This is a genomic window from Sphingobacterium paramultivorum (assembly GCF_014109745.1).
GTDB lineage: Bacteria > Bacteroidota > Bacteroidia > Sphingobacteriales > Sphingobacteriaceae > Sphingobacterium > Sphingobacterium paramultivorum.
On the sequence record NZ_CP058555.1, the window covers coordinates 3,380,697 to 3,406,722 of the forward strand.

Consider the following 26,026-nt stretch of genomic DNA (forward strand, 5'->3'; position numbering starts at 1 on the left):
AAAACAGCAATACATTTCTTTATTGTTGATAGTCAAAAGTAGGTACTCGGTAAGAGGACTATTTACGGGAAACCATAAATACCCGAAAATCTTAGTTTTAATTTTGAACCATGTTATTCATCCTATTCATTCACAATTAAACAGCTTAAACATGTATGATCAATGCGCATGGTGCAACAAAGAGATCCAACCTGGTAAAGGGAAAAAAAGTTATAAAGGCAAAGGCTTCACAATGAAAGTACTCACCCTAATGTTCGGCAAATCTTATTGTTGTGAAAGGTGCCGAAACTCAGCCGAAAGAAGAAAAGGGAAAAGAAAATAAAATAGTAAAATCATGAACAAAAACATTTTATATGTCTGTCTCTTTTCAACTCTTTTTCTCGCTTGTAAACCCAAAAAGGAAAAACAAACGCAGCCGTTCGCGGCCTTTACAAGTGGAACCCTGAGGAATGACAAGGGTATAACCGAAGGCGAATATCAGATCACCAAGGTTTCCGATGGAGACACTTTCTGGTGTGTAAACAGGGAAAGCAAAAAGATCAAGGTAAGATTGATCGGAATTGACGCTCCTGAACCCCGTAATTATTTTCATAAAAAGGAACAACCTTATGGAAAGGAGGCCTCGAAATATGTAGAAAAACTGCTTATGGACCAAACTGTACGCTTGGAATTTGATGTCAACCCATTAGATCAATATGGACGTACACTCGCTTACGCCTATTTGACTGATGGCACCTTTGTCAACGAAAAGATTATGAAGGATGGCTACGCCGTACTGATGACCATTCCGCCGAATGTTAAATATGAACAACGTCTGGTAGAGGCCCAAAAATATGCGCGAAATCACCTACTGGGACTTTGGAAAAACCGCTTATAATTATGATAAAAGCTATTACATTGATATTGACCGCAACATTAACTTCGCATTTTGCATCTGCACAGACCACAAAAAACACGTTTGCTTTTGCAGAACATGCAGTCGGCCGCTGCACAGGCTCGGCCAACTGCACTGCCTGTCGCAATTGCAGCAAATGTGCGCACTGCAACAGTGGCGGTACCTGCGGCGTATGTGATCTCGATATGCACAAAAAATCGGCTCCTAAGATTGAGAAAAAAAACAAGTCTGTAAAAACGCCGCCTAAACCCTCCGACAACGGCACATCGGGAAATCAGGATTATTACCTAAAAACTGTTGTATTGAACGTGGAAAAGATGGATTTACTTAAGGGACCGGCAGCTGATTTCCCCAAATTGACAACGATCTATAGAAATCAAAAATTGACATGTCTTTCCAATATCGGAAATTGGGCCAAAGTAAAAACAGACAAAGGCTTGATCGGATTTATTAAAAGTGATGCAATACGGTTAAGTAACAATTAGTCTATAAAAGGGTAATCTTCCAAACAGATTACCCTTTTATTTTTAATAGGTATAAAAAGCAGCGCTCGAGCCATAGGTTGTACCATAGGCATTTGTCGCATAAGCCCGTACGTAATAAGTCGTATACTTATTAAATCCTGTGACCGATTTACTAAAATATCCGACACTACTGCCCGATACGGTCGTCTTTGTTCCACTGGACAATGTTGGATTACTGGACGTGGAATATACAAAACCGCGCTCCGTTAATGTACTACCACCGTCTGTAGCGATATCTCCGCTAAAGGTAACATAAGTGCCCCCAGTATTACCGACTTGATAGGTTGTCACCCCGGTGGGTACCGTATATCTTGTTGTGGTAAAGCTTATGAGATTGCCATAGGCAGTTCCGGCTTCATTGGTCGCATATACCCTGGCGTAATAACTGGTACCTGCGGATAGCCCTGTCAATGTAGCTGCGATACTTCCGATACTACTCCCTAAAGTAACTGATGTACTATTCCCAATAGTGGGATTTGATGTACTGCTACTATAAACAATGCCACTCGCAGAAATGATCCCTCCACCAGCCGAGCCAATATAACCCGACACATAAGCTGAGCCTGGTGTGATACTGACAGCTCCATAAGTACTCAGGCTTGATGGTAGGCTTGGCAACAATGTTTTGAACGTGTACACATTTCCATAAGTCGTGCCGGCCTCATTCGTAGCGTAAGATCGGACGTAATAAGTTGTATTTTGCTGCAATCCGGAAAGTATAAGTGAAAAATTACCTGTTCCTGAACCACCAGATACCCTTGTACCATTGGTTAAAGAAGGTAATGAGTTGCTGCTGCTATAAACCACCCCTTTGGCAGAAATAGTTCCACCGCCAGCGGAGCCAATATATCCCCCGGTATATGCCGAAGTCATAGTCACATTATAAGGGGTAGCTGTTGAAACGTTACTTGGCAGGTCTGGCATCGAAGTTTTAAAACTGACCACAGGCCCATAAGCCGTACCTGCGCTATTGGTAGCAAAAGCGCGTACATAATAGCTTGTATTTACGACCAAGCCCGTCAATTGACCAGAGAAGCTACCGGTTCCGCTACCTATATTCAAAATTGTCCCACTACTGACACTTGGCGTAGTATTGGAATTGCTGTAGCATATACCCCGAGCTGTTACAATCGATCCATTATCATCCAAAACAGTACCACCAACAGAAGCTGAAGAGTAAGTAACTGAACTGACCGCCGCGGTCGATATTCCTGATGGGACAATTGGCGGAAGTGTCGTAAAACTTACCACCTGCCCATAGCCTGTTCCAACAGATGAAGTGGCATAAGCGCGCGCGTAATAGATTGTACCCGCCTTTAATTTGGTTAGATTAACTTTAAATGAAGTACTCTCTGTATCAACACTTACCTTGTCATTTGAAATCGTCGGGAACGATGATATATTGCTATAGCAAACCCCTTTGCTGATCACCGGGTATCCGCCATCATCGGAAATCTTTCCGCCTAGTTCGGCGGTAATACGCGTGATACTGCTTGCAGATTGTGTTTCCAATTTAGCAACATAACCACTCTGCGTAGTAAAACTCAACGGATCGCCATAGGCAGTACCATTTTTATTGGTTGCAAAAGCCCTAAAATAATAGGTTGTAGCCGGCTTTAAATTTTGAGCATATAGCGTAAACGCTCCTGTATCCAGATCGCCTGTCTTAAGCACTTTTTCATTGTTCACTGTTGGCTTTTGGTGGGTAGCATAGCAGATGCCAACCTGTGTCAATGTCTCTCCATTGTTGGTATTTACACGTCCGTTCAGCGTAGCATCATTTTTGGTTACACCGGTCATCTGTAAGGTCGTTACCGCAATTTTATTATGCTGATTAAAATCAAACTTGTCTTTATCATCGCAAGATGTCCATGGAAGTATCAGCATAAACAGGGAATAGAGATATCGTATATTGAAGTTTTTGGGATTCATTTTTATCGAATATTAAAAGTAATACCACCGGTAAATTCGGGCTGGGTAAATTTTTTAGAAGAGAACTGTTTGTCAATAGCCATCATGGAAGCACCACCTATGATATTTACGTACCGACTAAGTCGTAAAGTCACCCCGCCGTAACCGCCAATATAACCGGTTTTTCCATGGCCCTCTCGGTCTGCGTAATCATCACGAAATAAATGGGAATAAACTCCATAGCCTGCTCCGATGTTCAACAACAACCAATCGACTACCTTAAAATTTGGCCCTACGATAAGCTCTGTTTTATTGGGTTGGGACGACCGAGTGCTTAAGTAATAAGAATCGAGTTGGTTATCTGACTTCAGCCCATAACGCAACGTCGCAAAGAATCCAACAAATGCACCACCAGTTTCAAATCGTAGACCAATTGGTGCCAATTTTCCATACTCGTAGCCGATATTGGTAAATAGCTTTCTTCTAGCCCGACGCAGTGCCGCCAGCTCCTTCTTCTCCTCCCGTTTAACCATCACATCGTAAGCGTATTGCGAAGTCGGATAATTTTTATGCAGATCTCCTAAGGCAGCAGATACCTCAATTTTAGAGGTCAAATCTTCCTCATTAAACTTCGTTATATACCCTTCAAGAGCAGACTTTACCGTCAATAGATCCGAAAAACTGTAGTTTCCCTCTCGTTTAAACAGCTGGTAACGGCTCATAGCCTGAAAGTAGCTCACTTTTTGATTATCACGGGATCTGTCCGGAAAATCATTTGTAGCTGAAATGACTTTACCATACTCCTGTGCATTGTAGCTGTCCGATATCGCATCAAATTTACGTTGCATCGCTAAGGCATAGGCAGCAGTACGTTTATCCTCTTCTTTTTTTCTGAACTCGTCAAGCGATTTTGGTAATCCGGCAACAATATTTTTGATCTTTTCTACTTCGGCCGTACTTAACTTAGCCAGAGAATTATGGTCACTGCTTAAAATAGCATTTCCAAGTGCAACGATAGATTCTACTTCATGGTATGTCTGCGAGGGGCTATGATCATATAGCTTGTACTTGACCATAAAATTATAAAACTGAACAGGGCTCTCATCATATCCAGATTCTTTGGCAACCTTAATGGCGGCTAAACTCTGGGCATAATCTTGCACCTCATAAGATTTCCTGATTGCTGTAAGTAAAGTCTGTTGCCTTTCGGTCTTTTTCTCCTGTAAGATTCGATTCTTGGTATCGTCATAACTTTGCTGTGTCTTTGGATACTCGTCCATTTTTTCGAGTATCCTTTTGACATCACCTTGGTTGCGCGATTTTGAATAATTTTTCAAAAACAGAGCGGCTTGGCTACGTACCTTATTGATGAGCTCAAAAGATGGATAGTCTCCATTATCCAGTAATTTGAAATAATTTACGGTCTTAAAGTAGTCCACGAATTCTTTTGTTTTCGTCTTGCCGTGAATTTTATTTAGGGTATTTATGGACTCTTCATACAAGCCGTTATCCATTTGTGCTTTGGCCTGGGCCAATAATTCATCGTTGGTCGCCTGCGCAAAGCAAAAAGAGACCAGGCCCATTAAAAAAAGGGTTAACAAATATTTCATATCTATAGATTAATCTATGTAGGTTTTATTTGATACAGCCACTGTTTAGCGGAAGGATCAAATTTTATAAATTCATGTTCAAATTCCAGTTTTCGTAATTCCGATGAAATTGTTGCAGTTTGCTTACGCCAGTATTTCTAACGGCAAGAACAGATTTCTTTCTTTTGAGATTTGCATCTAGGTTTGGCATCCGCTCCAGTTCGTTCATTAAAGCCCTATACCCACTCTCATCAAATTCCGCGAAGCCTTGATTGATCAATGAGTTTACACGTTGTGGCAGGACTTCCGTATAATGATTCAAAGCTTTGACTTTATTTTTGATCGTTGAAACCTCGGCCGTAGGACCAAAAGTACTTTCAAGATGAGCGACCAGAATATTAAGTTCTGCCTGTTTAACAGGGTCCGAACGAAGCAATTTATTACTGCGGTCGATGGTCAGTTGAGTATATCTGTCATTGAGCTGCTGAAGCAGCATGTCCTGAATAGCTTTATTAAACAGATTCTGTGAAGCTGCATTATTGATCTCGATCAGCAAGTTGTTGTATTGTGCTGGACTTACATTGTCCTCGGAAAGCTCCTTGATCTTATTTTCCAATACTTTATGCCCACTTGCCATTGTGATAGCCGATTGCTTCCTAGCGCCATGCTGGGCTGGAGATGAACTCATCAGCTTCATCGAACCAACAATCAGTAAACCAACCCCTAGGGTAGCTCCCAAAAAATAAAGTCCCCTATACTTTTGATTCATGGCCTTTGGTCCCTCCTTTCGCTGGCTGGCTAGATTGTTTTTCAGGCTTCTCCGGCTGTACTTTATTATTTTTTTCGCTGGTGATCTCTCCGCTATCTATCGGTCTTGAATTGGTCGCGGCAGGCTTATCCTCCGGAATATCGCTTGGAATCTGTGCGGTAAGCTGATCACAAAAATTAAGAACACGATCCTCATCCTGAAAAATAGAGCGTAACGCGGCTTTGGTTAAAGTTTTCGTATTCTTCTCCTCTCCTTTTTTATACAACTTCCAGCCTTCAGCTTTTCCTTTGTAATTAAAAACGTAACCTTGCAAGGTGGAATCGCTAAATTCGAGGTACAGTGCCTTACTCTTGGCAGTATCGATTTTGAAGTTAAAATTCTCGGCGGGTATTTCCTCTTTTACAACAACAGTATCGGTAGCTTTTTGTCCCGTTCCAAAAAAATTCATAACGAGGCCAATTCCCCAATAACCGATGGCAATTCCAAGGATTGGGCCAATAATCCACGCCCATACCAATCCATTCGAACTTCGTTCAGGCTCTTGGTTTGAAGGTTTCGGCGGTCTGGGTTCCTCGGGGCGCACCTCCACTTCTCCTTCGAAAATATTGACGTCCTTATAACGTGAATCAAAAATAAGCTTGTATTGCACACGGTCTCCATCTTTGCAGATGATAAATTGATCCTTCGCCAAACTAATCTCTTGCTCGTTGATCTTTACACGCAATCCATTTGTAGTGGTATTATTAAATGTAATCTTACGAACCTTTCCAAATAAGTTTTGCGCCGACTGAAAACCGAACTGTTGAGCGACGCCCTCATTTTGTATTGACTGTTCGTCCAGGAAATAGACTTTGCTCGCATATACCAATTTGGGATTGTTGAAAGCATCACTCTGATCCAAAGTGAGATTCAAAAATTGATAATATATTGTTTTATCCAATTCAATCACCGGTGTAATGCAATTGACTCGTTTGATGTCTTTTGCAGCCTCTTCTAGAATAAGATCGTAGTTTTGATTATTTAAACTCCCGTCCTTCATATGATTTATAAACTGTGTAGTGATCTGCAATAGATATTGCATGACACGTGACAGCAGTTCATTGTGCTTAACAATCAAACGCACTGCAAAAAATCCATTACGCTTTGCATTATCCTTCATACTCGTATTGATAACCGAATAAATCAAATGCTGCGATGTCCGCTTGATAGAATAGCAATACCCCTCATTAAACTGACCGACTTGACTGGTTTCATCAAATGAAAGCTGTAACTTTTCTAATTCATTTTTATTCAGTCCGGCCGAGACATAATCATAATCCAGACCATTCAGAGTACGTTCAATAATAAGATGCACTCTATTTCTATAATGTGTACTTTCCATAAATATTTCTTAAAAAAATCTTTTCCAAAATGCGCCGCCTTTTACTACAAAACTATCTTCCAACATATTCTTCACCAGTTCTTGCGGATATTTATCTTCGATCGTAGTCACAATCTTTTCGTAAACAAGATCACCAATTGAAAAGGGCAGTATTTTGATCTTAAACTGGTTTCTGGAATTTTCCCGTGCAGTCTTGCAGTTTTCGATAAGGGATAAGAACTCCTGATTCATGTAATCGAGGGCCAATTCACTTTCTGCCCTATCGTCATCGCGATATCTGGTCTGTTTGATATAATCAAACTTATTGACCACAAAATATACCGCATCGGTATTCTCCAATACCCTAGAGTCCTTAAAAATGGAAATGATATTGGTATAAGCGATGCTTTGATCTAATGCCGAGAAGAACTTTTCATCTTCAAAACGCTTATCGTGAGATAATGCATCAATAATAAATACCAGGATTTTTTTGTTGTTACTTTTGACGTAATTGATAAATTGGGGGATCTCCGAATTGTCAAAGCCCTGATTAAAGATCTTCACATAATTTTCACCCGGAACCTCGACAATATTGAAGGGATGGGTCGTACCTTTTTGATCTTTAAATGAAGTTGCGATATAGTTGTAACTTGCACTATCAGTACGTATCGGCAATACACCGTAATCTAAATTTCTCTTCAGGGTTTCCAAATATTTATTCCCATCGGGATTATAGCTATCGTGCATTAATATCCCCTGCTTATTGGAATGTTTGATGAGACTTGCCAAGATCGTTGATTTACCTGAAAATGGCATACCCACCATATAAAGATCTGTCCGTCCACTTTCCATGGGTGGCAGGTCCTCAATTCGCTTAAAGATCGTAATAGCAGAGGCACTGCTATAGAATTTCAATGCCTGAACCACTCTCTTTTCGACACCAATACTTTCAAGATAGTCAAACGTCAGTTTCTTCTCCCCGATAAGCTTTTTGATATCGTCGGCAGAAATTTCATTGTTCTTGATTTGTTCCAGCAATGTTTCACTGGTCTGAATCGGAGCACTTGGACTGGTCATCGTAGGTAACGGAGGCATTCCTGGCATTGGCGGCATCAGCGGCAGCTCGACATCAATAGGTGGCAAACCTGGGATCGGAGGTGGCAAAACAATTTTGCCATTTCGACTATCATCCAAAAGCTGCAACTCTTTCAATTTGTCCCTGGTCAGACCATGCTGTTCCAATTCATCAAATGCGATAAATCCGCCCACTATAGCTTGATCTAAGGCAGGCAATGGAACCATATTGCAGTTCGATAAAATATTTTGTTTTTTATGCTTATCCATCTTTTAGGTATTAAAGTTCTATTGTTCCACCACGATTAATAATTTCTGCTTCAGCGTCCTTTAAGCGGGGACTGTTATACTTGCGCACCCGATACGTGAAGTAGGGGATCAAAATAAAGGCATGCATAATCAGTATAATAATCAGTGGGAGGAGATAATCGGGCGAATAGATCTTCGCCAATGCAATCGGGCTGTCCAAGGGCAAATTCCGTTCACTGATCGTAACTTTTATCGGTTCATTGTCAACGGGTAGCTCCTTGATTTTTTCATTCACAAGCGTTGCGCTACTTTTAACAAAATCGTTCAGGCCAACGTAGTTCGTTGCCAAACTAAGCCTATCCCATTGCTGAAAGATCTGATTATAACTATCTGCTTTTTTGAATACCAAACTGTCCAATAACTTATGGTTGTTGTTATATTTAACTTGATAAGCATTCAATATGGCATTGGTACTCGCCGACACGTCAATACTTGCTGACGGACTGTTCAATATGGCTTCGGGCAGGTTAAAAGGTGGATTTCCCAATTCATTGCGCAGTACATTTGTTCGTTGATTTTTATAGGCCTGTAACTTACCTTTAAACAGCGCCTCAAAAGTCTGCATCGATTCATTTGCACGTTTATCGTATTGTATGGCTAAATCTTTCACAAGCAAGACTTTTTCACCTGCTTCTTTCTGAATTGCCTTTCTGCTGTTTTTCTCAATATTGACCAAATGGATCATAAAGACATAGCTAATCAAACCAAAAACAACGAATACAATAAAAAACAAACTGGCGGTACTCTTCAGATACCCTTGATTGAGCATACGCTCTTTATTCCGTTTCAGCAGCTGCAACACAAAATAATAACAGACTACAATAATCAGGCTGACGGCTAGGCTCAGCAACATGTTACCCTCTGTCATATAGAGCATTCCAAAGAAATTACAGAGTAACAGGATGAGCAGAAAAATGGATGAAACCACATCCACAAACAAAAAATTCTCTTGTTTCATATAGGCTAAATTTTCTTTACTTTTAGATTCAAATATTAAAGATTAGGCTGGCCCACCGGCGGCGGATCTAAGTGCGCCATGGAGGTTGTCTGCACCATGGAAGCAGTAGTATGTCTATATCTTGTAGGCGTCGCCAGGACCTTGCCTCGTCTTACCGCGGTGCCAGCAGTAAGGCAAAAGATCCAAAAAAGTACGCTTAGCAATACAAAAAAGACCAGGACCAGGTAGTAATAAAAGGGGTATTTTGACTGTTTCATCGGTCTTTATTAAAGTGGACAATTAACAATGTACTCCCAAACGGTACGGGGTGTTGGTGCCGAAACTTCCACATAGCAATATTTGGGTTTGCCAGGAGCAACTTCATAAATCCATTCCAGCTGGCCGGCTCCAGAAACAGGTCCATCTGTATGAGCAATAGGTTTACCATCGTAATACACTTTGATCTCATCTGGAATTGTTTTCGTATCATACTGCAAAATGACGCGTCCCGATTGATCGCCCAGGATATGCTTGGTCTTGGTGACTCCCTGACCACCGGACTCTACCTTTGCATCACAGTTAACGATCGTATTTTCAACTTTTTTGTCGTCCCCTGGCAGCGCCCGATTTTTATCAAGTTCCCCTATTTGCAGCGAATCAATATTGCCAGGCAAGGTATTGTCGCCCCCATCAACCGGTCTTGTAGAAGAAGCGGCATGGCTATCCCTGCAATCGTTCAGTTCCTGTCTTAGCACCTCTATCGTATTCTCAGGATTCCATAGCAAGGCATACACAAGCAAACCGATAAGCAGAAACAATAGGGGATAAAATAGCCACCAGTTGTTGGCGAAAGATTTGTTTTTTACATGTTCCATTACGATCTGTGGATTAGAGATTTAAAAAAGAATACAAAACAGATCAATACCAATAGTACAATCAACACCCACCAGTAAGTCACCGCTATATATTTTAGAAAGGCTAAAAAACCTTCTTGTCTGCCTGATTCTACACGAACATTTTCTTCTTTGACATCAGCCATAAAATAATCCCCGGGGGCAACCGGCGATGAAATGGAGGGTTCAATTGCAGGTACAGGCTCCAGGTTTTGAGATTGTTTTGGTGCACTAATATCAGCGATTGGGGGATCCATATCCGGAATCTGTGGTGGCAATGGGGTATCCTCCGGACTAATTGACTCCTGAAAGCTATCACCAAGAAGGTGCGGTTTCCGATTTTGGTTATTCTCAAACTTCCAGCCCCAGATGATGCAGATATCCTGCCCATTGGTGAAAATAAGATTGTCCTCTGGATTAAAAACTGTCTGAAGAATTGCCCCCCAATACTGTACGTTGGCGTCTCTATTCCGCATAAGATCTTCGATACGTTTTTGAAGTTCCTCCATGACCAGCCAATATTGTTTGAGACCATATTCCCGATAAGACGAATGCTCTACCGGCTGAAGGCCCATATGTATGCTGTACCAATCAATATCATAGTTGTTTTTGACCGGTTTAGCCAAAAAATTCCGATACTTTTTATCCAAGTTAAAGACGAGGAAATTACTGATTCTATCATACTGATTAAACAGGTAAGCATTGTCAAACGATAAAGGAATGTACCTATCTGTTGCTATTGAATGAAATTTTTGCATTTTTAAACCAGTTGAAAAGGTGAATACTGTTCGACCAATAATTTTAATTCCTGATTGGCCTGCTCATCGTAATCGATATATCCTGCATTGACAAGGAGTGAAAGGCGTAAATATTCAATCCATTTGTTGTACTTCTGTAGTGCTATTGCGCGTACATCAATATTTTCGGCGTCGAATAAAGCAGATATTGCGCTGGCGGATGTATCAAGTTTTCGTTCAAAAAATCGATTGGGATTAGCTACCAAGATGTTTCTGGCTTCCTCTTTCTCTTCTTCCGTAAAGTAGCTCACGTCAAAATTAAAAATCAGTTCATTGATCACCAGGGAGAAGGTTTCGGTCAAAAATATTTCATAACCATGGTTAACATCTATCTCAGAAATGATATCATTTAACAATCTGACCATTTTGCTGGCGACATTTCGCTTTTTAAGCAGTTCCTTAAAGTAGCTCACAACGAAAATCAAACTGTTTCTATTCAGTCCATATGCGATGAAATCCCTGTACTGATCCAAGGTGTTGATCTTCGTTAACCAAGATTCGATAATCAATTGAACGTAATACTCAGATTTTGATGAATTGGTCTCTTCCTGCTGAAATAATTCAGCGATTTCGATACCACTGTCTTTTAAAAAGTCTTCAACAGCTTCATGCGATGAAAGCCAAAGATGCTTTTGCAGAATGGTCAGCATTTCTGCTTTCGACTTCGCCTGTTTTAGCTCCGGATATTGAACCAATAGAATGGACTCCTGTGTGGTTTCATCCAATATGCGACGACTTGTATCAACCACCATATGTTCATTCAGCAACTGAAAAATATCATTAGGGTTAATCGAAAGACAGTCTATAAAGGCGTTAAACAAGCCAAGATCTTTTACTAAGGCACTGTTAAATGCCAACTGAAACTGATTTACCTGACGCATCTGCGTTTCGCGCATCACAGTGACATCATCCTTATGAATAAAACGTTCGAGGTCCCGCTGTATCTTGGTCAGGATTGTGTTTAACTTTTGAAGGTTATGATTGATCTTGGTTTTATTCCCCGATACCTTCGCCAGGGATTCAATAATCAACGCAGACCCATCATGATTGATGGTAGCAACGTGTTGCCATGTTCTTTCAGCATCCTGGAAATGATTTTGGACAAAACCATAGCGTGTAAAGGACTGCTTCATGACTTTCAAAAAATTCTCCCTTTCGGGATGGACTGCGAGCTCTTCCCCTTCCTGTTCAAATCCGACAAACGTATCGTTTGAATACTTGTAATCGCGCAACAGATAGAAATTCTTGAACAGATTTTCTTGGCTTGTCCATTTTGTGTGCCAGTTACGCGACTGCGTAACGATCTCCTGTTCAAAGAAACGCTCAAAACGCGTGTGCCATTTGTAGTTTAATTTTTCAGCAGATTCCAGGTATTCACCGTCGTTTGTGGTGTCAAACTTGATCTGATTATTGAAAAAGGTAAAGATGACAAACAATGGCGGCAAGCTTGCTTCTTGAAGTGATTTTGATCGTTCTTCGACACTCCCGCCTACATTGTTCTCGATCCAGTTGTATAACAGCGATGAAATTTCGTTGACTTCCAGCTGCTTGTCATTGGTACAGAACAAGAGATTATTGATATTAAAATCAAGAGAGTATTTATTAAAAAGATAAGAGACCTTACCCCGCAATAACATGGCATCAATATTCTTTGTCGAGATATCCGATTGATCCAATGCCAAACGGCTACGGGCTCCCGGAAAGTCCAATAAATCATTGTATTTTAAAAACTCTTTGGATTCGACAAGTCTTTCGGGAATCGAAAAAACAAGTTCGGCAATCAGCGCTGACAATGCAGGGACCTCAATCTGAACCTCAGCACCATTCGTCAACTTGAAAATTGTGCTGCCCTTTCCAGAATCGGCACTGAGTTCGCCCAAGCGTTTGACATCAAGAATGGCTCCCCCCTCGCGCAGGACATTTTCAAACTTGATATACCCATGGCGTGCAAACTGTACCAATTTCAGCTTATTGATCAAGTTGATAAAAAGATCTGTCAATAGAATTTCCTTATTCCAGAGGATATCAAATATGCGCGACCAATCTGTAGCCTCATAATGATGGATAATGCGACCTATACGTTCGAAGAACCTTGTTTCATAAAGACCTTCAAACAAGATGGTATGCTGTGAAAGATTTTTTTCAAAGTACTCCTTAATCTCAAGCACATCGAATTCGGTTAAAAAATCCTGCTGAGTTCCTTTTTCCTCAAGCTCCAGCTTTTTAAGATGTGCTTCAAAATCCCCTTTTGAAGGAAAGGAAGTAATTTTCTTGAGATCCAGAAAAAAAGCATCAAGCAACACCAATAGTATATCTTTTGCTGCCAGCAAGTTCACCTTTATTGGAAAATCTGGGAACGAGGGATCTTGATCAATCGTAAATCGAGTGACCAAGCCCGTACTTTCGGCACCAGTTCCCGGCGGATTTATTTGCTTTAGGAAATCATATTGTTTACCGTCATTTTCAATCTCAAAGGGCCTGTTTGTATCGCTCAACAGGTTTTTGATCAGATAGGATTTTCCCACCTGACTTGCCCCAAAGACAGCGATGACCGGTTTATTACCGATATTGCCCTGAACCTTTTTTATGGTATTCAAGCTGTTCTTCAAGCTGAGTAGCGCTTTATTACGTTCTTCATACTTTAGATTTTTGTCAGCCCATTGAATCGATCCCTGTATAAGATCGATCTTACCGGAAATAAATTCCTCGATAAGCTTGATTTCTAATTCAGAATAATTATTCGACATTTCTTTTCTATAAAACGAATTCACAAGTATCTAACCAATATCCCTGAACACTATCCAAGGTCTGATAATGGAGCTGGAAGAAACGCCCCGGCTTCTCATTCCCTTCATTATCTTCGATATGTTCGATCTTCAATATTTCCTTACTTTCATCCCAATCTCGGGCGATGGTCACCTTCAACGGTAGATGTCGTAATATTTCACCCCGCTCTTTATCGACCTGTTCTTCATAAAATGACTCATCGCGACCGACAAAACGGTTCTTGATAACCTCTTCAATCTGCCTGTGATCAATACTTAATCTATAGAGACCTGAATAGGTGTAGTTTCGCGATAGATATTTCGCATAGCCAAACTCAAAAGGAAGTGATTTAAGCAGAAAAGTCTGTTCATGTTTTTGTGGAGTCAAAATGACTTCTTTTCTATTCTCCACTTTGGAAATAATATGATCGGCTGTTGAACTCAGGTTTTTGATCAGCTCCGTTGTATTTAAATTGAAGTCCTGTATCTTCTTCAATTTGGCTGCCATCAAAGCGATAATTGCCCCCACGGCAACAATCGTCTTGGGATCTTCAACATTCCCCAAATTGTCTGCAAACGGATACCATTTTCCGATCCAATAATTATTGAGATTGATCACATTGGTCGGCGAAACAAACAGAAATTTTTTGAACAGTTCCTCATAGCTAAGCAGGGATGCAGGCTTTCCGGACAGGACCACAAAATCACACTCAAACTGGTTAATCACCAGACACATTTGACGAACCAATCCCTCAAATACACTAGAAACGATCTCATTGACGACCTTAGCCGATATTGTCCATCGGATTTCCAAAAAATTAAATCCTATTATCCGCTCAAAATAGTTGACAAGTGCACTATTTTCAAATTTGTGCCCTATGATTTCTTCGAAAGACATTTCCAAAGATTCTTGCTGATTGGCCTGTTGTAGGTACTTAAGTACAATAGGCTGTGCTACCTGATGGACAAATGATTTGCGCATCATCTTTGCGAGATAGCCCATATTATTGGAGTTCTCCCCAAAAAATCCGTTGATCCGACTTTGGATGTCTATAATTCCCTTTGATCTCCCATAATTTTCTAATCCTTCAATGGCCGAATCATCCGTTTTTAGGGTACTGCGAATAATCAGCTTTTGGATCAACTCCTTCATCAGATCATCTCCTGCCAATTTAAAGCTATCCCAAAATAGCGGTTGGGGAATCAATTCCTGAATCTTATTTGAGGTCTTAAGCTGATATTGATTGATGATAATATCAGTTGTTCCCGCGCCGATATCAATGGAAGCAATCTTTAACGTATTCTTATTATTGAATAAAAAATGGTCAATCACATAATTGTTGCTCCGCAGTTTTTTCGAAAAGAGGCTGTAAACAAACACCAGCTGGCTACATGTTGCCTCATCATACATCCAATCTTTTTTATCTTCCAGCTGGCTGAGGGTCTTGGATATATCCTGAATAGATGGAATAATCTCCGGCTTTTTAAACCAGTTTGTATTTTCATCCTGATCAAAGTAGAATCGTTGGTATCCATCCAGTAATTCACACGCCTCTGCCGCCGCTTGTCTTAGGGCGATCTGCTCATGCTGGATCATACCAGTAGGGCATGATATCGTAATCCTTTTGATTGTCCTTGGCATGGTCATCTCGCCGTGTTCCTCCCTAAACTTAAAAGAATTGATCTGCACGTGCGCATGCATCAATACTTCCAGAAAAACAAACTTCATTAGAGAAGCCCTTGAAAACATCGATTTTGCACCAAATACCTCTCGCGAACTCTTTAAGCTACCGTCTAGGCTCAGTTGCTCTGATATGCCATTCAGATACACTTTCTTTACCCGATTAGTCTTAAGAGGTTGAAACTCCCATTCGCGGTCACTTATCTGATCATCCCATAAATAGCGTTTCGGGCTCGAGTTGTAAGTCTTTAGTTCGTAACCAAGATCTAGATTTGTACTTGCTGAATGGATCAATTTTTCTGCTTCAAAACCAATACGGGTCAAACTGGGAACAATAAATTTATTGTTGTGGTAATTATCTTTATCAATATTTCCAAAACTAGATTCGCTAAACATCATGTTCATCGGAAATGAGTTATTGTATTCCAGATGCGGATTGGTATAGTCTTGAATGATAAGTTTCTTAACGCTATCAAAGTCAAAGCTATCGTCGTCTTTATTCTCAAACAATAGCGCACAGGTAGCCGAATTGCCGATATCAATGACGAGATCTACTGTTTTCTTTCTGATATTATCCGTAAAGAGCTGAATTTCGGGTGACTCAGTTTGAGCAGCCAGCCACTTTATCAAAAGGACATATTTGGCGATGTATTTTTTTATCGGATGTGTGTACCTATCTTCTTCATTTCTATCGTAAAATAAGTCGGCCAAATACCGGTCAATCCATGCAACAGAGTTGTCCTGCGTAAATAAGAAATTACTCAGATTGATTTCATCAGACTGGAGTCTGAAAACATTCTCATCCGGATTATTGCTCAACTGAGGACCAGTTTTATCATTTTCACTTCTGGCTAAAGACGTATCTACGGCAATGACGATTTTTGCCAGTGAAAACTCTTCATCACAAGTAAAAAACACGCGGACCCAATCTGTAGGATACAGCAAGTCTCTATTAATGGCGTTCTCCTTAAAAAAAGGCAACGGAATCCATTTATTTTGGTACTGCTTAAGTGTCTGCTTCAGATTACTTTCTTCGTAGACTTCAGTAACGATACCTGTACAGGTACTCAAATCAGCTTCATCTTTGAGACGCTTATTGATAACAAATCCCTTATCGATCAGCTCCTGTAAACGATAATAATTCTCAGTACCTTCCTTCGTAACCTTAAATAAGGGATCGAGAATAAAATCGAAAAAATTGGTATCGAATGGTTGGTGGTAATAAAATCTATTTTCCTTGCCAAACTCAAGATCAATATTTACCTCATACTTGTAATATTGAATGCTCGAATTAGCAATCAAAGAAATCCTTTTCATCTATCTAATATGGTTTTGTTAAAATCTTGTTTGGAAATTATCGCCTTTGGGATTGGGTCCGTAGTCATTTACGAATCTGTCACTTTCGCCAAATGCCATCCAAAGACCGTAAAAAGGAATAATCTGGAACCACCCGGAGTTTCCACGATCGTGACATCGCTTGGCATTTTGGGCAATGAGGAACCAGTAAAAAGGCAGTATAAATAAAAAGAATGCACCGCCCCCACCCGATACTCGCTCGATCCTAGCCGTTACTGCGGCAAGAAGCAAAAAATAGATATAGGCGATTATATAACTCAGCCAGTATTCAGTCCTTCTGATTCTTCCTTTAAAACCAAATGGATTTGAGAACATAGCTTGCTTCGGATAAATCAATTGATGTTGCGCACTAGCGAATGGATCGTCAATACCATGATATTGATTCATGGAAGAGGTATACGCCTTCAGTTTACTCTCAACACTATTTTGATAAACTGCGGGTGCATTGTCTACTGCAATAACAGCATTTTCGGAAATGGCTTCTTGCGTGGAAACAGGTTCGTCTTGGATTAATGGCTCAATGATTTCGATTGAATCTAAAGAGTCTTCAACAATAGGTTTTGTTTCTTCCGGCGGAAAGGAAAGATATAAAAATTCCTCCAGCTCACCGGCAGGTTGCCAATTTTCCAATCCCTCGTACCAAACCAATGTCTCTTCAGAAATATCGGTGGCTTTAATTTCCTCAAAGGATAGCGGACCGATCCTTTTACCGTCAAGTATGTAAAAATATCTTTTCATTTGAACATCCAATTAATAATCGCTAACTCGTAATGGTTAATACAAAAGTAGCTGACAGAGTTCGCATGATTTTACGGGAAGCCGTAAAGCGATAATTAAGATAAGAGTGGACTGAAGAGAACTTGAACACTTCGTGTACAACAATGTCCGAACGATATAATTATGGAAATTTTAGATACCTTTAGAAAAATAAAAACCAGCAATTTATTAATCTATGAGTGCAAATGTTCCTATTGTAAGGTCAGTGTCCTGGCCAGCTGTTTTAATCCTTATTGTCTTCTGGATGGTCCTGGTGGTAGCTTCCTTATTCTTATTCCAACTTGAGGGCATGATGGTCGCCTCAGTTCTTTTTTTCATTTTAGTAACAGCATTGCAACAGCTCATTCCAAAGAGCCACAAAAAGGGAATGAAAGCAGTCAAACAAAATAATTTTAACGGTGCGATTGAATATTTTAAACAGAGTGTCGATTTCTTTACAAAAAAGGAATGGTTAGATAAATATCGGGCAGTTACCATGTTTAGCGCTTCAAAAATGAGCTATCGGGAAATGGCGCTCTGTAATATTGCATTCTGTTATTCGCAGACTGGGCAAGCCGAAAAAGCAAAAGTGCTTTATGAAGAAATTTTGGAAAAATATCCGGATAATGGAATCGCTTACTATGCGCTAAACTCAATCAATACCTTTTCAAATCAGGCTGATTAAATGATCGCGCATTTAGCTGGATCTCTCATAAGTCGGCTGTTACAAATGATCATAAAAACAAATAAGGGCTATCAGTGGATAGCCCTTTCTCATCATCTTATTGGTTAAAATATGGCACTAAATATCTTGAATGCATCAGATATCGTATTTTCGGCAAGTAACCCTACCTCGCTATTTACCTTGCTTTCACAAAAGTAGCACGATACCCTCAAGATTCTTTACGGAAAACCGTAATCCGATAGCAAAGATTATTTATATAAAACCTAATTCCTTGCAGTGTGCAACAAGCTGTTCATTTTTGGTAAAACCAAGTACATCTTTCATGAGGTTGAGCCGTTTCTCGATACTGCTCAGGCTCGACGGGCGGATATCACGCTGCTGGAGATATTCGGGCATTTCTTTTTGGGACACGCCTTCGTACAGGAGCTTAATGATATGTAGGTCAAACTGCGTAAAGTCATGCGAGTTCTGCTCCTGAATAAATTTTTTACTGTCGGGCGATTGGTACGTTCGGTTCTGATCAACCGCTTGCAATGCCTCGCGCAGATGTTGGCCATCGCGGCGTGCTTTGCGTACCAGGCCATCGATCTCGTTGTTTTTGAACATATCATTGATCAAGGACGAGCGGTCCTTGGCCGTCAGGACAATAACCTTAATGTCTGGTTGTACAATCTTGACAGCTTTGATCAGTGAAAGGCCATCCTTTATCTCCTGCGGACTATCATCATCTTCAAATTCGATATCCGTAATGAGTAGGTCATATGGTTCGCCATCGCGGATCGCATTTTTAATCCAGGTCAGTGCATGATCGCAATAATAAACGTATTTGGTATTGTGAATACCGAGGTCGTGCAAGGTTTTCTGCACGGAAATGTTGGCTATCTCGTGGTCTTCGGCAATGAGTACTTTCTTAAACATACATTATTGTCTTTTTATAATGGGATAACGGTCGTGATATTGAGCCCTTTTCCCGGTTCATTGACAAAGGTAATTCTACCACCAAGGCTTTCAATACGGGAAACCGTATTGGCTAAACCTTTTCCATTCGATTTTTCTTCAGGAATTCCAACACCATTATCCTTATAGAATATATTGAGTTTTTGCTCCGATTTTTCAAAACGTACGACGACTTGTTCGGCCTGACTATGCTTCTTCATATTAACCATTAGCTCCTGAAGCACATGCTTCACTTCATCCTTAATACGTTTGCTAATATCGTCCCACTGTTCGGCATCATTACCAGCGATTAATACCTTCCGATGGTCAGCGGCAAAGGATTTAAGTAGGCTTGCCAGTTGCTCGTTATAAGGTGTCTCTGTGATCGTTTCCTGTTCGACATCGTGGGAGATATCGCGTGACTGATGGTACATATTTTCCAGTTTATCGAGCACACCATCACGATCCACTTCATCGCCATGTTCAATTTCTGACATTACCCGATAGATGCCATTGGCCACGACATCGTGAATCTTTTTGGAAAGATGAAGCTGTGTTTCTTTGACCCGATTCTGTGCTTCGAGTTCAAGACGTTGCTTGCGCCGTTTGTACCAAAGCGTTCCTCCACCAACAGCTAATAGGAGTAAAAAGATACTTGCGCCGGTAATGGCTCGTTGTCTGACCAGTCGGTTCTGCTTTTCGACATTTTCTTTTTCCAGCCGCAGGTTATCGGCTTTATTTTTTTCGACTTCATACCGGATCAGGGCGAACTGGTTTTTGGCGGCGGCTCGGGCCTGTTGGATGCTGTCGGAAAGCTGCTTAAATTTTAAAAAATACAACCGGATATCATGAGGGTCTGATATTTCAATTAATTTATTTAATGCGTTGATTTGGTCCCCAGGGCTATTTATGGTTTTTGAAGTTGAATACCGTTTAATGGCATAAAATAAAGCCGAATCTTTATTTACAAGTTCATAGTATTCTGCGAGATGTGTATAACTTGAATTTACTCCCCATAAATCACCTTTGGACACACGAATTTTCATCGCTTTTAGAAAATCAATATTTGCAGGATATTCGTGATTTTTTAACCATCTTGTTTTTGCCAGATTTGTTAATATCCTAGGATATTCAGCGTCTTTAGGTTGAACTTGTTTAAAAATATGTTCAAAAATTGCCAATGCATCATCATAACGTTTTGCATATTGATAGCTTAGGGCAAGGTTATTTTCGTATATTCTGCGGTTTGCCGAATCTGTCGAAAAATTGATAGCCTGTTTGTAAAAGCTAATCGCTTGATCATAATCCTTCAAGTAATCGGTAACGGCTCCAAGATTGTTATAATTTATACTAAGATAAAAATGATGTTTAATATTTTTTTTGTCTAGATAATCTAAAGCTTGTAGAGAGGTTTCTTGCGATCCAAAATAGTCTCCTTCTTCTCCTTGAGTGATAGCCATATTTATGATCGATTTAGCTACAGACAAGCTATCATTAATTTCCAGATATATTTGTCTTGCTTTATTGAAATAAAGGTATGAACTATCAGATTGTCTTATATCTACAAATGCTTTCGCTTTATTGTAATATAAGTCGCCTTCTTTTTGCGAATTTTTAAGTTGATTATCCTTATCACTCTCTATTCGCGTACAAGAAAGAAATATAAAAAGTAAGGAAATATATAGGCTTAAGTATCTCAACTATATGATTATTTAAATCTAAAATAGTAAAAGTATTTTTGAAAACAAAGTTGATCTATTCTTTAAAAAAAAGAGGCGGTAAACCGCCTCTTTTGTATGGATTAATTATGGACGTACCGTACCTTTGTCCCCCCCTGTTCCTGTTTCAGGTCCAGGATCTGTTGGAGGCTGATCAGTATCTGCCGTTTGTACTGTTGGTGTTCCTGCGCTTGGCTGTGAATTAGACGGTTGACCGATTCCAAATAGAAAATATAATATTAAACTCCACATAACTCAAAAAATTAAAAGTCAAAAACTTGGTAGGTCCCGTGCCCCATGCACGGGATTGCTACAAATGTTTTCAGAAGGCCTTCTGAATTTTTTGGGAAGTAAGAGTGTCAATCGCGGGAGGCAGAAGCTGCTTCCCAAACCGGCTAAAGACTACCGCGAGATCTTCTCATTGTGAAATCAGATTAGTATCTTAGTTTATATTTTAATCGATCCATCATCTGACTTCGAGAACAAAGTTATAGCCGTTAAAACCCTTTTTATCAAACGCTTCCAATGCTTCACAACATTTCATGATGTTTCATGATGTTTCAAAAACTCTGGAAGGTCTTCCAAATTTTTCCAAACGGTCGAGATGATTTTTAGCGTTGCTAAGCTTACGGTTTCCCGTATTTTCCAATGCTGCATAAATATTAATTTTGGAATCATGTTTGAGAATTTTCAAAAAGCTGTAAGAGACAGCTACCTAGATTTAAAGAAAAACAGACAACTTGGTTTCTCCCGCGAATGGCCTTCAGCAGGAGATCTTAAGAATTGGTCTATACAATGTTTCGAGAAAGGGCTCTCTGAAGCGGATGAAATTGTATTTACTGATTATTTCAGAGAAAAAGATGAAAAGAAATTACAAAAGCAACTTGGTAAGTCACTCAGGGAAATAGTTAAAGATTCCGATACGGATAAATTCAGGGCTTTAAGAAATTTTATCATTGGAGATACAAAACGCAGCCCAGACAGAGATGTCGTAAAATTTCTCGCTGTGCTGATTAATTTTCAACCGCGGCCCTACGATTTTAATTATAGGAACGAAGTCCAAACAGATGGTGCAGCACCAATCGATGATGCCGATATTAACGATGATACTTATACCTGTCCAAGCAAAGACAACGGAGATGAATTAGTTTACGACAAAAGTTCGGACCACTTAGGAGTTGACATCAATGATATAAATGAGCTAGCCTCTGACATACCACCCGATCATCCGCAAGGATCTCTATTTCCTGAAGAAACTTGTAGCGTGAGTATTTTTGAATATAAACCCGATATCATTCCAACAAAATCGGAAGATCAAATCGAAGACATTATTGGTTCAAGTGATAGTAAAAATGAAAACAGTGAAAATTTAGAAACAGAAGAAATTCGACCTGTAAGTGATATAATTAATTCGGATGAGATAATTTTAGATAACAACAATAAAGGAAATGCGAGTCAACAAAATGATCCCCGATCATTTTTCACAAAAAACAAACTTGTATTGAGGTTTTCTGGTGTAGCACTTTTGGTATTGGCAATATTGACTACCGTACATTTTCTGACGCCTGAAGAGTGCATGTGCTGGAATGGAGAAAAATATATTGAGGTAGATTGTCAGAGTAAGACACAGCCCTATCAAGTGATAGGCTTGGATAAAAACAAACTCGAGGGATTTGTGAAAATAACGAGACCAGATACCCTAGGTCCCAAGGATGTAGGAAGAGTATGGTATTCAAAAATCAATCATGAGGTGGAATTTTTTACTGGACCGGGTTATCATCCCACAGAATTCGGACGTTCCCTAAAGGCGGCCACCATGCGGATTTTAGATAGCTACGCAGGAGCAAACGCCAAAAGCGATCAAAACAAGAAATATGGAATTATGCAAAAACAATAACCGTTATTTAATTCCAAATTTCCAAACGCAAAAAAGCCGCGACTTACGGCGCGGCCTTAAATAAACATATGATTCACTAGTGGTTTGTCTTTAATTGCTGGCAAACCACCAGTTATTGGATACTACTTATACGAATTGATCGATTTGGATACTTTCCAGTCATTGCCCACACGCTCCAAAGTAACTAAATCTGTTTTGGTGAAGTTTTCAAATTTCAAAGTTACTTTAGCGACCATATAGTCTGCCGACTCCGCGATGATATCTGTGCTTACTGTACAGTTTAGCTTTTCGCCTTTTTGTTTTTTCAGGGATTTAACCACTTCGCTGCGGCTGTTGCTTTGTGCATTGGATGCTTGGATCTTTTGATTAAAATCAGCTGCAAATAACTGCTCTACACCTGCTGATTCTCCCTCCGTAGTTACCGCAACATAGTGCTCTAAAGCGAAGTCCGCTGTGGAAAGGTTAATGTTAGCTTTTGTTGCTTTTGCTCCAGGTCCTTCAGCTGCCGTAGCGAATGTAGATACTGCGATTAAAGCTGCTGCTGTGAATGTTTTTACTAGCGTTTTCATAATGTCTTTATTTTATAGTGTTAGTTTATCTGTTCTTATTTGTTGACTCAAAACTACGACACAATACGCCCCTAGCCTATTGGCTTTAGACCAACGATCGGGAAAACTCGGTGAATGGCGGGAATAGGGAGGTGAATATTTTTTATTATATTGATATGAATCAACGATCAAATTATTTATGAATATACAGTCTAATACAGCTGCTAATCAAGCGAAAAATAAAATGTATGGAGCATTGTTTGGCATCGCGGTTGGTGATGCATTTGGTGTACCATTTGAATTCAGGTCGAAAGAAGAAATGCTAAAAAATCCAGCTACCGAAATGATCGGATTTGGCAGCCATAATCAACCTATGGGTACCTGGTCAGATGATACATCTTTAACCTTGTGTCTTGCAGACTCGCTGTTAGGTGGATATGATTTGGTAGATATCTCCAAAAAATTTATAGCTTGGAAGGAAGGTAAGCTGTGGACAGCAAGAGGAGAAGTCTTTGATATCGGTATCACCACGGCTAAATCGATCGGTGAGCTTAAAGATATTATCGGATCCGGGCAAATCGGAGAGCTACATTTGCTAAAATATAGGGCGAGAGAACAAGACAACGGCAATGGTTCGTTAATGAGAATATTACCCCTTTTATTTGAGATCAAAGGACTTAGCCCGTCGGAACAATTCGAGAAAATTTGGGAAATTTCCGCCCTAACGCATAAGCACATACGCGCTGCAATGGCATGTTTTATCTATCTTAAATTAGCCGAACTCATTTTGCTAGGTTTGGCCAAGGAGCAGGCTTATGCTGAAATGCGGAATCAAGTTTCAAAGTTCTGGACGGACATCAATTTCCCTGAGTCGGAAATAATTCATTTTAATAGCACCATTTTGCATGACATCCGATCTAAGACACATAATCAATTAAGGTCCAGCGGTTATGTGATCGATAGTCTAGAATCAAGCCTATGGGTTTTTATGGAAAAAGACAACTATAAAGACACTGTATTATCTATTGTAAGCCTTGGTGAAGATACAGACACCGGGGCTGCGATTGCGGGCGGATTAGCTGGTTTGTACTATGGGCTGGAAAGTATACCTGAAGATTGGCTTTTGAGCATCGCCCGCTATGATGATATCAAATTGCTAGTAGAAAAAATAGCGAAGAGATATTTGGATTAGAAATTCGATAATAATGTCTAACAAGTAAGAGCTTATTTCAAAAATGTCAATTTAAAAAATCGAAACATTTATTTTTAAAACTATTTTAAATCGACAGCTGTTCTTACTATACAAAGCGGCTACAAGCTGCCTTTCAAAAGAAAGGTTCAACATAAAAATTGGCGTCGTACAGTGAAAATCCAATTGTCTTTAAAAACATTGGATGACGAAACAAAAAAGAGGAAACGATAGGAAACATAAAAATTACTGTACAAGTAAACGCTAAGAGAAAGGGTCTGATGAGAATCAGGCCCTTTTGACGTAAAAAAGCCACATCTCTCGACGTGGCTCTAAAACACTTATATATTTTTATTACAGTTCGAATTCTGTCTGGAACATTCCGTTTGTCGACGCATATGCACCGCCAAAAGAAATAGGAACGCCATACACATCCGTAGTATAGACTCCACCATTTATAATGAAGTTCTGAAATTCATCAAACCCTTTAACCGTACGGACAGCATCTTGGCCACTTCCTCCTATGATACAGATCGTGATCTGAGCTTCGGATAGAATCTTTTTTGTATTCGCATCTAAGGATACAGAACCATTTACTATACCTGCTGTAAACGCCGCACGTACAGCTACAGATAACTCACTGTAGTTTACTGATGATTCTACTAGAATTATCCCTTTGCGCCCATAGTTAACTGAATTAACATACACCGGATTCTTCGCTAAAAATCCCTGTCTGGTTGGCTCATCTTTAAAAATATTCCCGTCATCTGGTATATCCATTGATACGTTAAAATAAGTCTGGCTAAAATCACAGACTAGCGCAGAGGTTTGCAGAATTTTGCCGCTGGCGACTGATGCACTCATTGAAAAAACAGAGGCGATATTTATATTAGCTCCAAAAGCAAGCTTAGCTTCTTTATAGTAATCTATCTGTTTCATTTTGTATGTAAAGACCTGTGATTGTCTTCCGCTGAAATCTTTATCTCCAATAGCATCAATAACAGCATTATTTAGACCTGAGCGAGTTGGAGAAATCTCCTTCGACCGTACTGGCAGTGAAAATGAAGCCGTAACCTTCGGCTTTAATAAACTGGTATAACCTACAGGTTCATACAAACCGCTATTTATTGATTGTGCACTAAGTACTGAGCCTAAAAATATGTAATTGGGGGCCAATGTTGCTATCTCATAAAATTGTTCGACATTAGCAGTATTTGCAGAAGCACGAAGTTTAGAATTTGCTGAAGGAGTTATATCAATTTCTTTTCCATCTTTAATGGTATAAACTTTATCCCATTGACCTTTGTCTTTTTTGGCAACCCCTTCTTGGGTTACATGAGCTGTATCAAGACGATTTACTCCTTCCTTATTACATGAATAAAGGAGAATAGGTACAGCATAAATTAATTTAAAAATCTGTTTCATAATTATATATTT

Annotated in this window: 21 protein-coding genes; 5 read left to right on the forward strand and 16 right to left on the reverse strand. The window is 39.8% G+C overall.

The window, feature by feature from the left end; genetic code table 11:
* Positions 1–334 precede the first annotated feature (334 nt).
* Together HS960_RS14360 and HS960_RS14365 are read left to right on the forward strand one after the other, a co-directional pair.
* Complete coding sequence (locus HS960_RS14360; RefSeq protein ID WP_182329720.1) at positions 335–877, forward strand: thermonuclease family protein; 543 nt, start codon at positions 335–337, stop codon at positions 875–877.
* 2 nt (positions 878–879) lie between these two features.
* Positions 880–1,380, forward strand: a complete 501-nt coding sequence (locus HS960_RS14365) for an SH3 domain-containing protein (protein ID WP_182329722.1) — start codon at positions 880–882, stop codon at positions 1,378–1,380.
* A 42-nt stretch (positions 1,381–1,422) separates the two neighbouring features.
* Here HS960_RS14365 and HS960_RS14370 read toward each other — a convergent pair whose 3' ends face one another.
* From HS960_RS14370 to HS960_RS14420, 11 genes are all read right to left on the reverse strand, one after another.
* Entirely contained in the window at positions 1,423–3,351 is a 1,929-nt protein-coding gene (locus HS960_RS14370) for a hypothetical protein (protein WP_182329723.1), read from the reverse strand.
* 2 nt (positions 3,352–3,353) lie between these two features.
* Positions 3,354–4,940, reverse strand: a complete 1,587-nt coding sequence (locus HS960_RS14375; RefSeq protein WP_182329725.1) for a hypothetical protein — start codon at positions 4,938–4,940, stop codon at positions 3,354–3,356.
* Between the two features lie 64 nt (positions 4,941–5,004).
* Complete coding sequence (locus HS960_RS14380; protein ID WP_182329727.1) at positions 5,005–5,688, reverse strand: hypothetical protein; 684 nt, start codon at positions 5,686–5,688, stop codon at positions 5,005–5,007.
* The gene (locus HS960_RS14385; RefSeq protein ID WP_182329729.1) at positions 5,672–7,069 is read right to left on the reverse strand and encodes a hypothetical protein; all 1,398 of its coding nucleotides are present in this window, start codon (positions 7,067–7,069) and stop codon (positions 5,672–5,674) included. Before HS960_RS14385 ends, HS960_RS14380 begins: the two co-directional genes overlap by 17 nt.
* 9 nt (positions 7,070–7,078) lie before the next feature.
* Entirely contained in the window at positions 7,079–8,392 is a 1,314-nt protein-coding gene (locus HS960_RS14390; protein ID WP_182329731.1) for a TRAFAC clade GTPase domain-containing protein, read from the reverse strand.
* 10 nt (positions 8,393–8,402) lie between these two features.
* Entirely contained in the window at positions 8,403–9,389 is a 987-nt protein-coding gene (locus tag HS960_RS14395) for a hypothetical protein (RefSeq protein WP_182329733.1), read from the reverse strand.
* 266 nt (positions 9,390–9,655) lie between these two features.
* On the reverse strand, positions 9,656–10,243 hold the full coding sequence (locus tag HS960_RS14400; protein ID WP_182329735.1) for a hypothetical protein: 588 nt from the start codon (positions 10,241–10,243) through the stop codon (positions 9,656–9,658).
* On the reverse strand, positions 10,243–11,019 hold the full coding sequence (locus tag HS960_RS14405) for a hypothetical protein (protein ID WP_182329737.1): 777 nt from the start codon (positions 11,017–11,019) through the stop codon (positions 10,243–10,245). The genes HS960_RS14400 and HS960_RS14405 overlap by 1 nt, the downstream gene beginning before the upstream one ends.
* Before the next feature lie 2 nt (positions 11,020–11,021).
* The gene (locus HS960_RS14410; protein WP_182329739.1) at positions 11,022–13,805 is read right to left on the reverse strand and encodes a virulence factor SrfC family protein; all 2,784 of its coding nucleotides are present in this window, start codon (positions 13,803–13,805) and stop codon (positions 11,022–11,024) included.
* Between the two features lie 7 nt (positions 13,806–13,812).
* Complete coding sequence (locus HS960_RS14415; protein WP_182329741.1) at positions 13,813–16,821, reverse strand: virulence factor SrfB; 3,009 nt, start codon at positions 16,819–16,821, stop codon at positions 13,813–13,815.
* 18 nt (positions 16,822–16,839) lie between these two features.
* Positions 16,840–17,598, reverse strand: coding sequence for a DUF805 domain-containing protein (locus HS960_RS14420; RefSeq protein WP_182329743.1), 759 nt, complete (start codon positions 17,596–17,598; stop codon positions 16,840–16,842).
* Positions 17,599–17,812: 214 nt separating this feature from the next.
* On the opposite strand from HS960_RS14420, the gene HS960_RS14425 reads away from it, so the two are divergent.
* Positions 17,813–18,301 carry a tetratricopeptide repeat protein gene (locus HS960_RS14425; RefSeq protein WP_182329745.1) on the forward strand — a complete coding sequence of 163 codons (489 nt, stop codon included), beginning with the start codon at positions 17,813–17,815 and terminating at the stop codon, positions 18,299–18,301.
* Positions 18,302–18,553: 252 nt separating this feature from the next.
* Here the strand turns inward: HS960_RS14425 and HS960_RS14430 are convergent, their stop codons facing one another.
* The 3 genes from HS960_RS14430 to HS960_RS14440 form a co-directional block, all read right to left on the reverse strand.
* Positions 18,554–19,219 carry a response regulator gene (locus HS960_RS14430; RefSeq protein WP_182329747.1) on the reverse strand — a complete coding sequence of 222 codons (666 nt, stop codon included), beginning with the start codon at positions 19,217–19,219 and terminating at the stop codon, positions 18,554–18,556.
* Positions 19,220–19,233: 14 nt separating this feature from the next.
* Positions 19,234–20,697: a tetratricopeptide repeat-containing sensor histidine kinase gene (locus HS960_RS14435; RefSeq protein ID WP_182329749.1), complete on the reverse strand. Its 1,464-nt coding sequence runs from the start codon at positions 20,695–20,697 to the stop codon at positions 19,234–19,236.
* Between the two features lie 345 nt (positions 20,698–21,042).
* The gene (locus tag HS960_RS14440) at positions 21,043–21,207 is read right to left on the reverse strand and encodes a hypothetical protein (protein ID WP_156167661.1); all 165 of its coding nucleotides are present in this window, start codon (positions 21,205–21,207) and stop codon (positions 21,043–21,045) included.
* A 424-nt stretch (positions 21,208–21,631) separates the two neighbouring features.
* Here HS960_RS14440 and HS960_RS14445 point away from each other — a divergent pair, with 424 nt between their 5' ends.
* Entirely contained in the window at positions 21,632–22,852 is a 1,221-nt protein-coding gene (locus HS960_RS14445) for a hypothetical protein (protein ID WP_182329751.1), read from the forward strand.
* A 122-nt stretch (positions 22,853–22,974) separates the two neighbouring features.
* Here the strand turns inward: HS960_RS14445 and HS960_RS14450 are convergent, their stop codons facing one another.
* Complete coding sequence (locus HS960_RS14450; protein WP_182329752.1) at positions 22,975–23,421, reverse strand: nuclear transport factor 2 family protein; 447 nt, start codon at positions 23,419–23,421, stop codon at positions 22,975–22,977.
* Positions 23,422–23,599: 178 nt separating this feature from the next.
* Between HS960_RS14450 and HS960_RS14455 the strand changes: the two genes are divergently transcribed.
* Positions 23,600–24,592, forward strand: a complete 993-nt coding sequence (locus tag HS960_RS14455; RefSeq protein ID WP_153846592.1) for an ADP-ribosylglycohydrolase family protein — start codon at positions 23,600–23,602, stop codon at positions 24,590–24,592.
* A 351-nt stretch (positions 24,593–24,943) separates the two neighbouring features.
* On the opposite strand, the gene HS960_RS14460 is transcribed toward HS960_RS14455, so the two are convergent.
* Positions 24,944–26,014 (reverse strand): thiol-activated cytolysin family protein, encoded by a 1,071-nt coding sequence (locus HS960_RS14460; protein WP_153846591.1) that lies wholly within the window; start codon positions 26,012–26,014, stop codon positions 24,944–24,946.
* Positions 26,015–26,026: the final 12 nt, after the last annotated feature.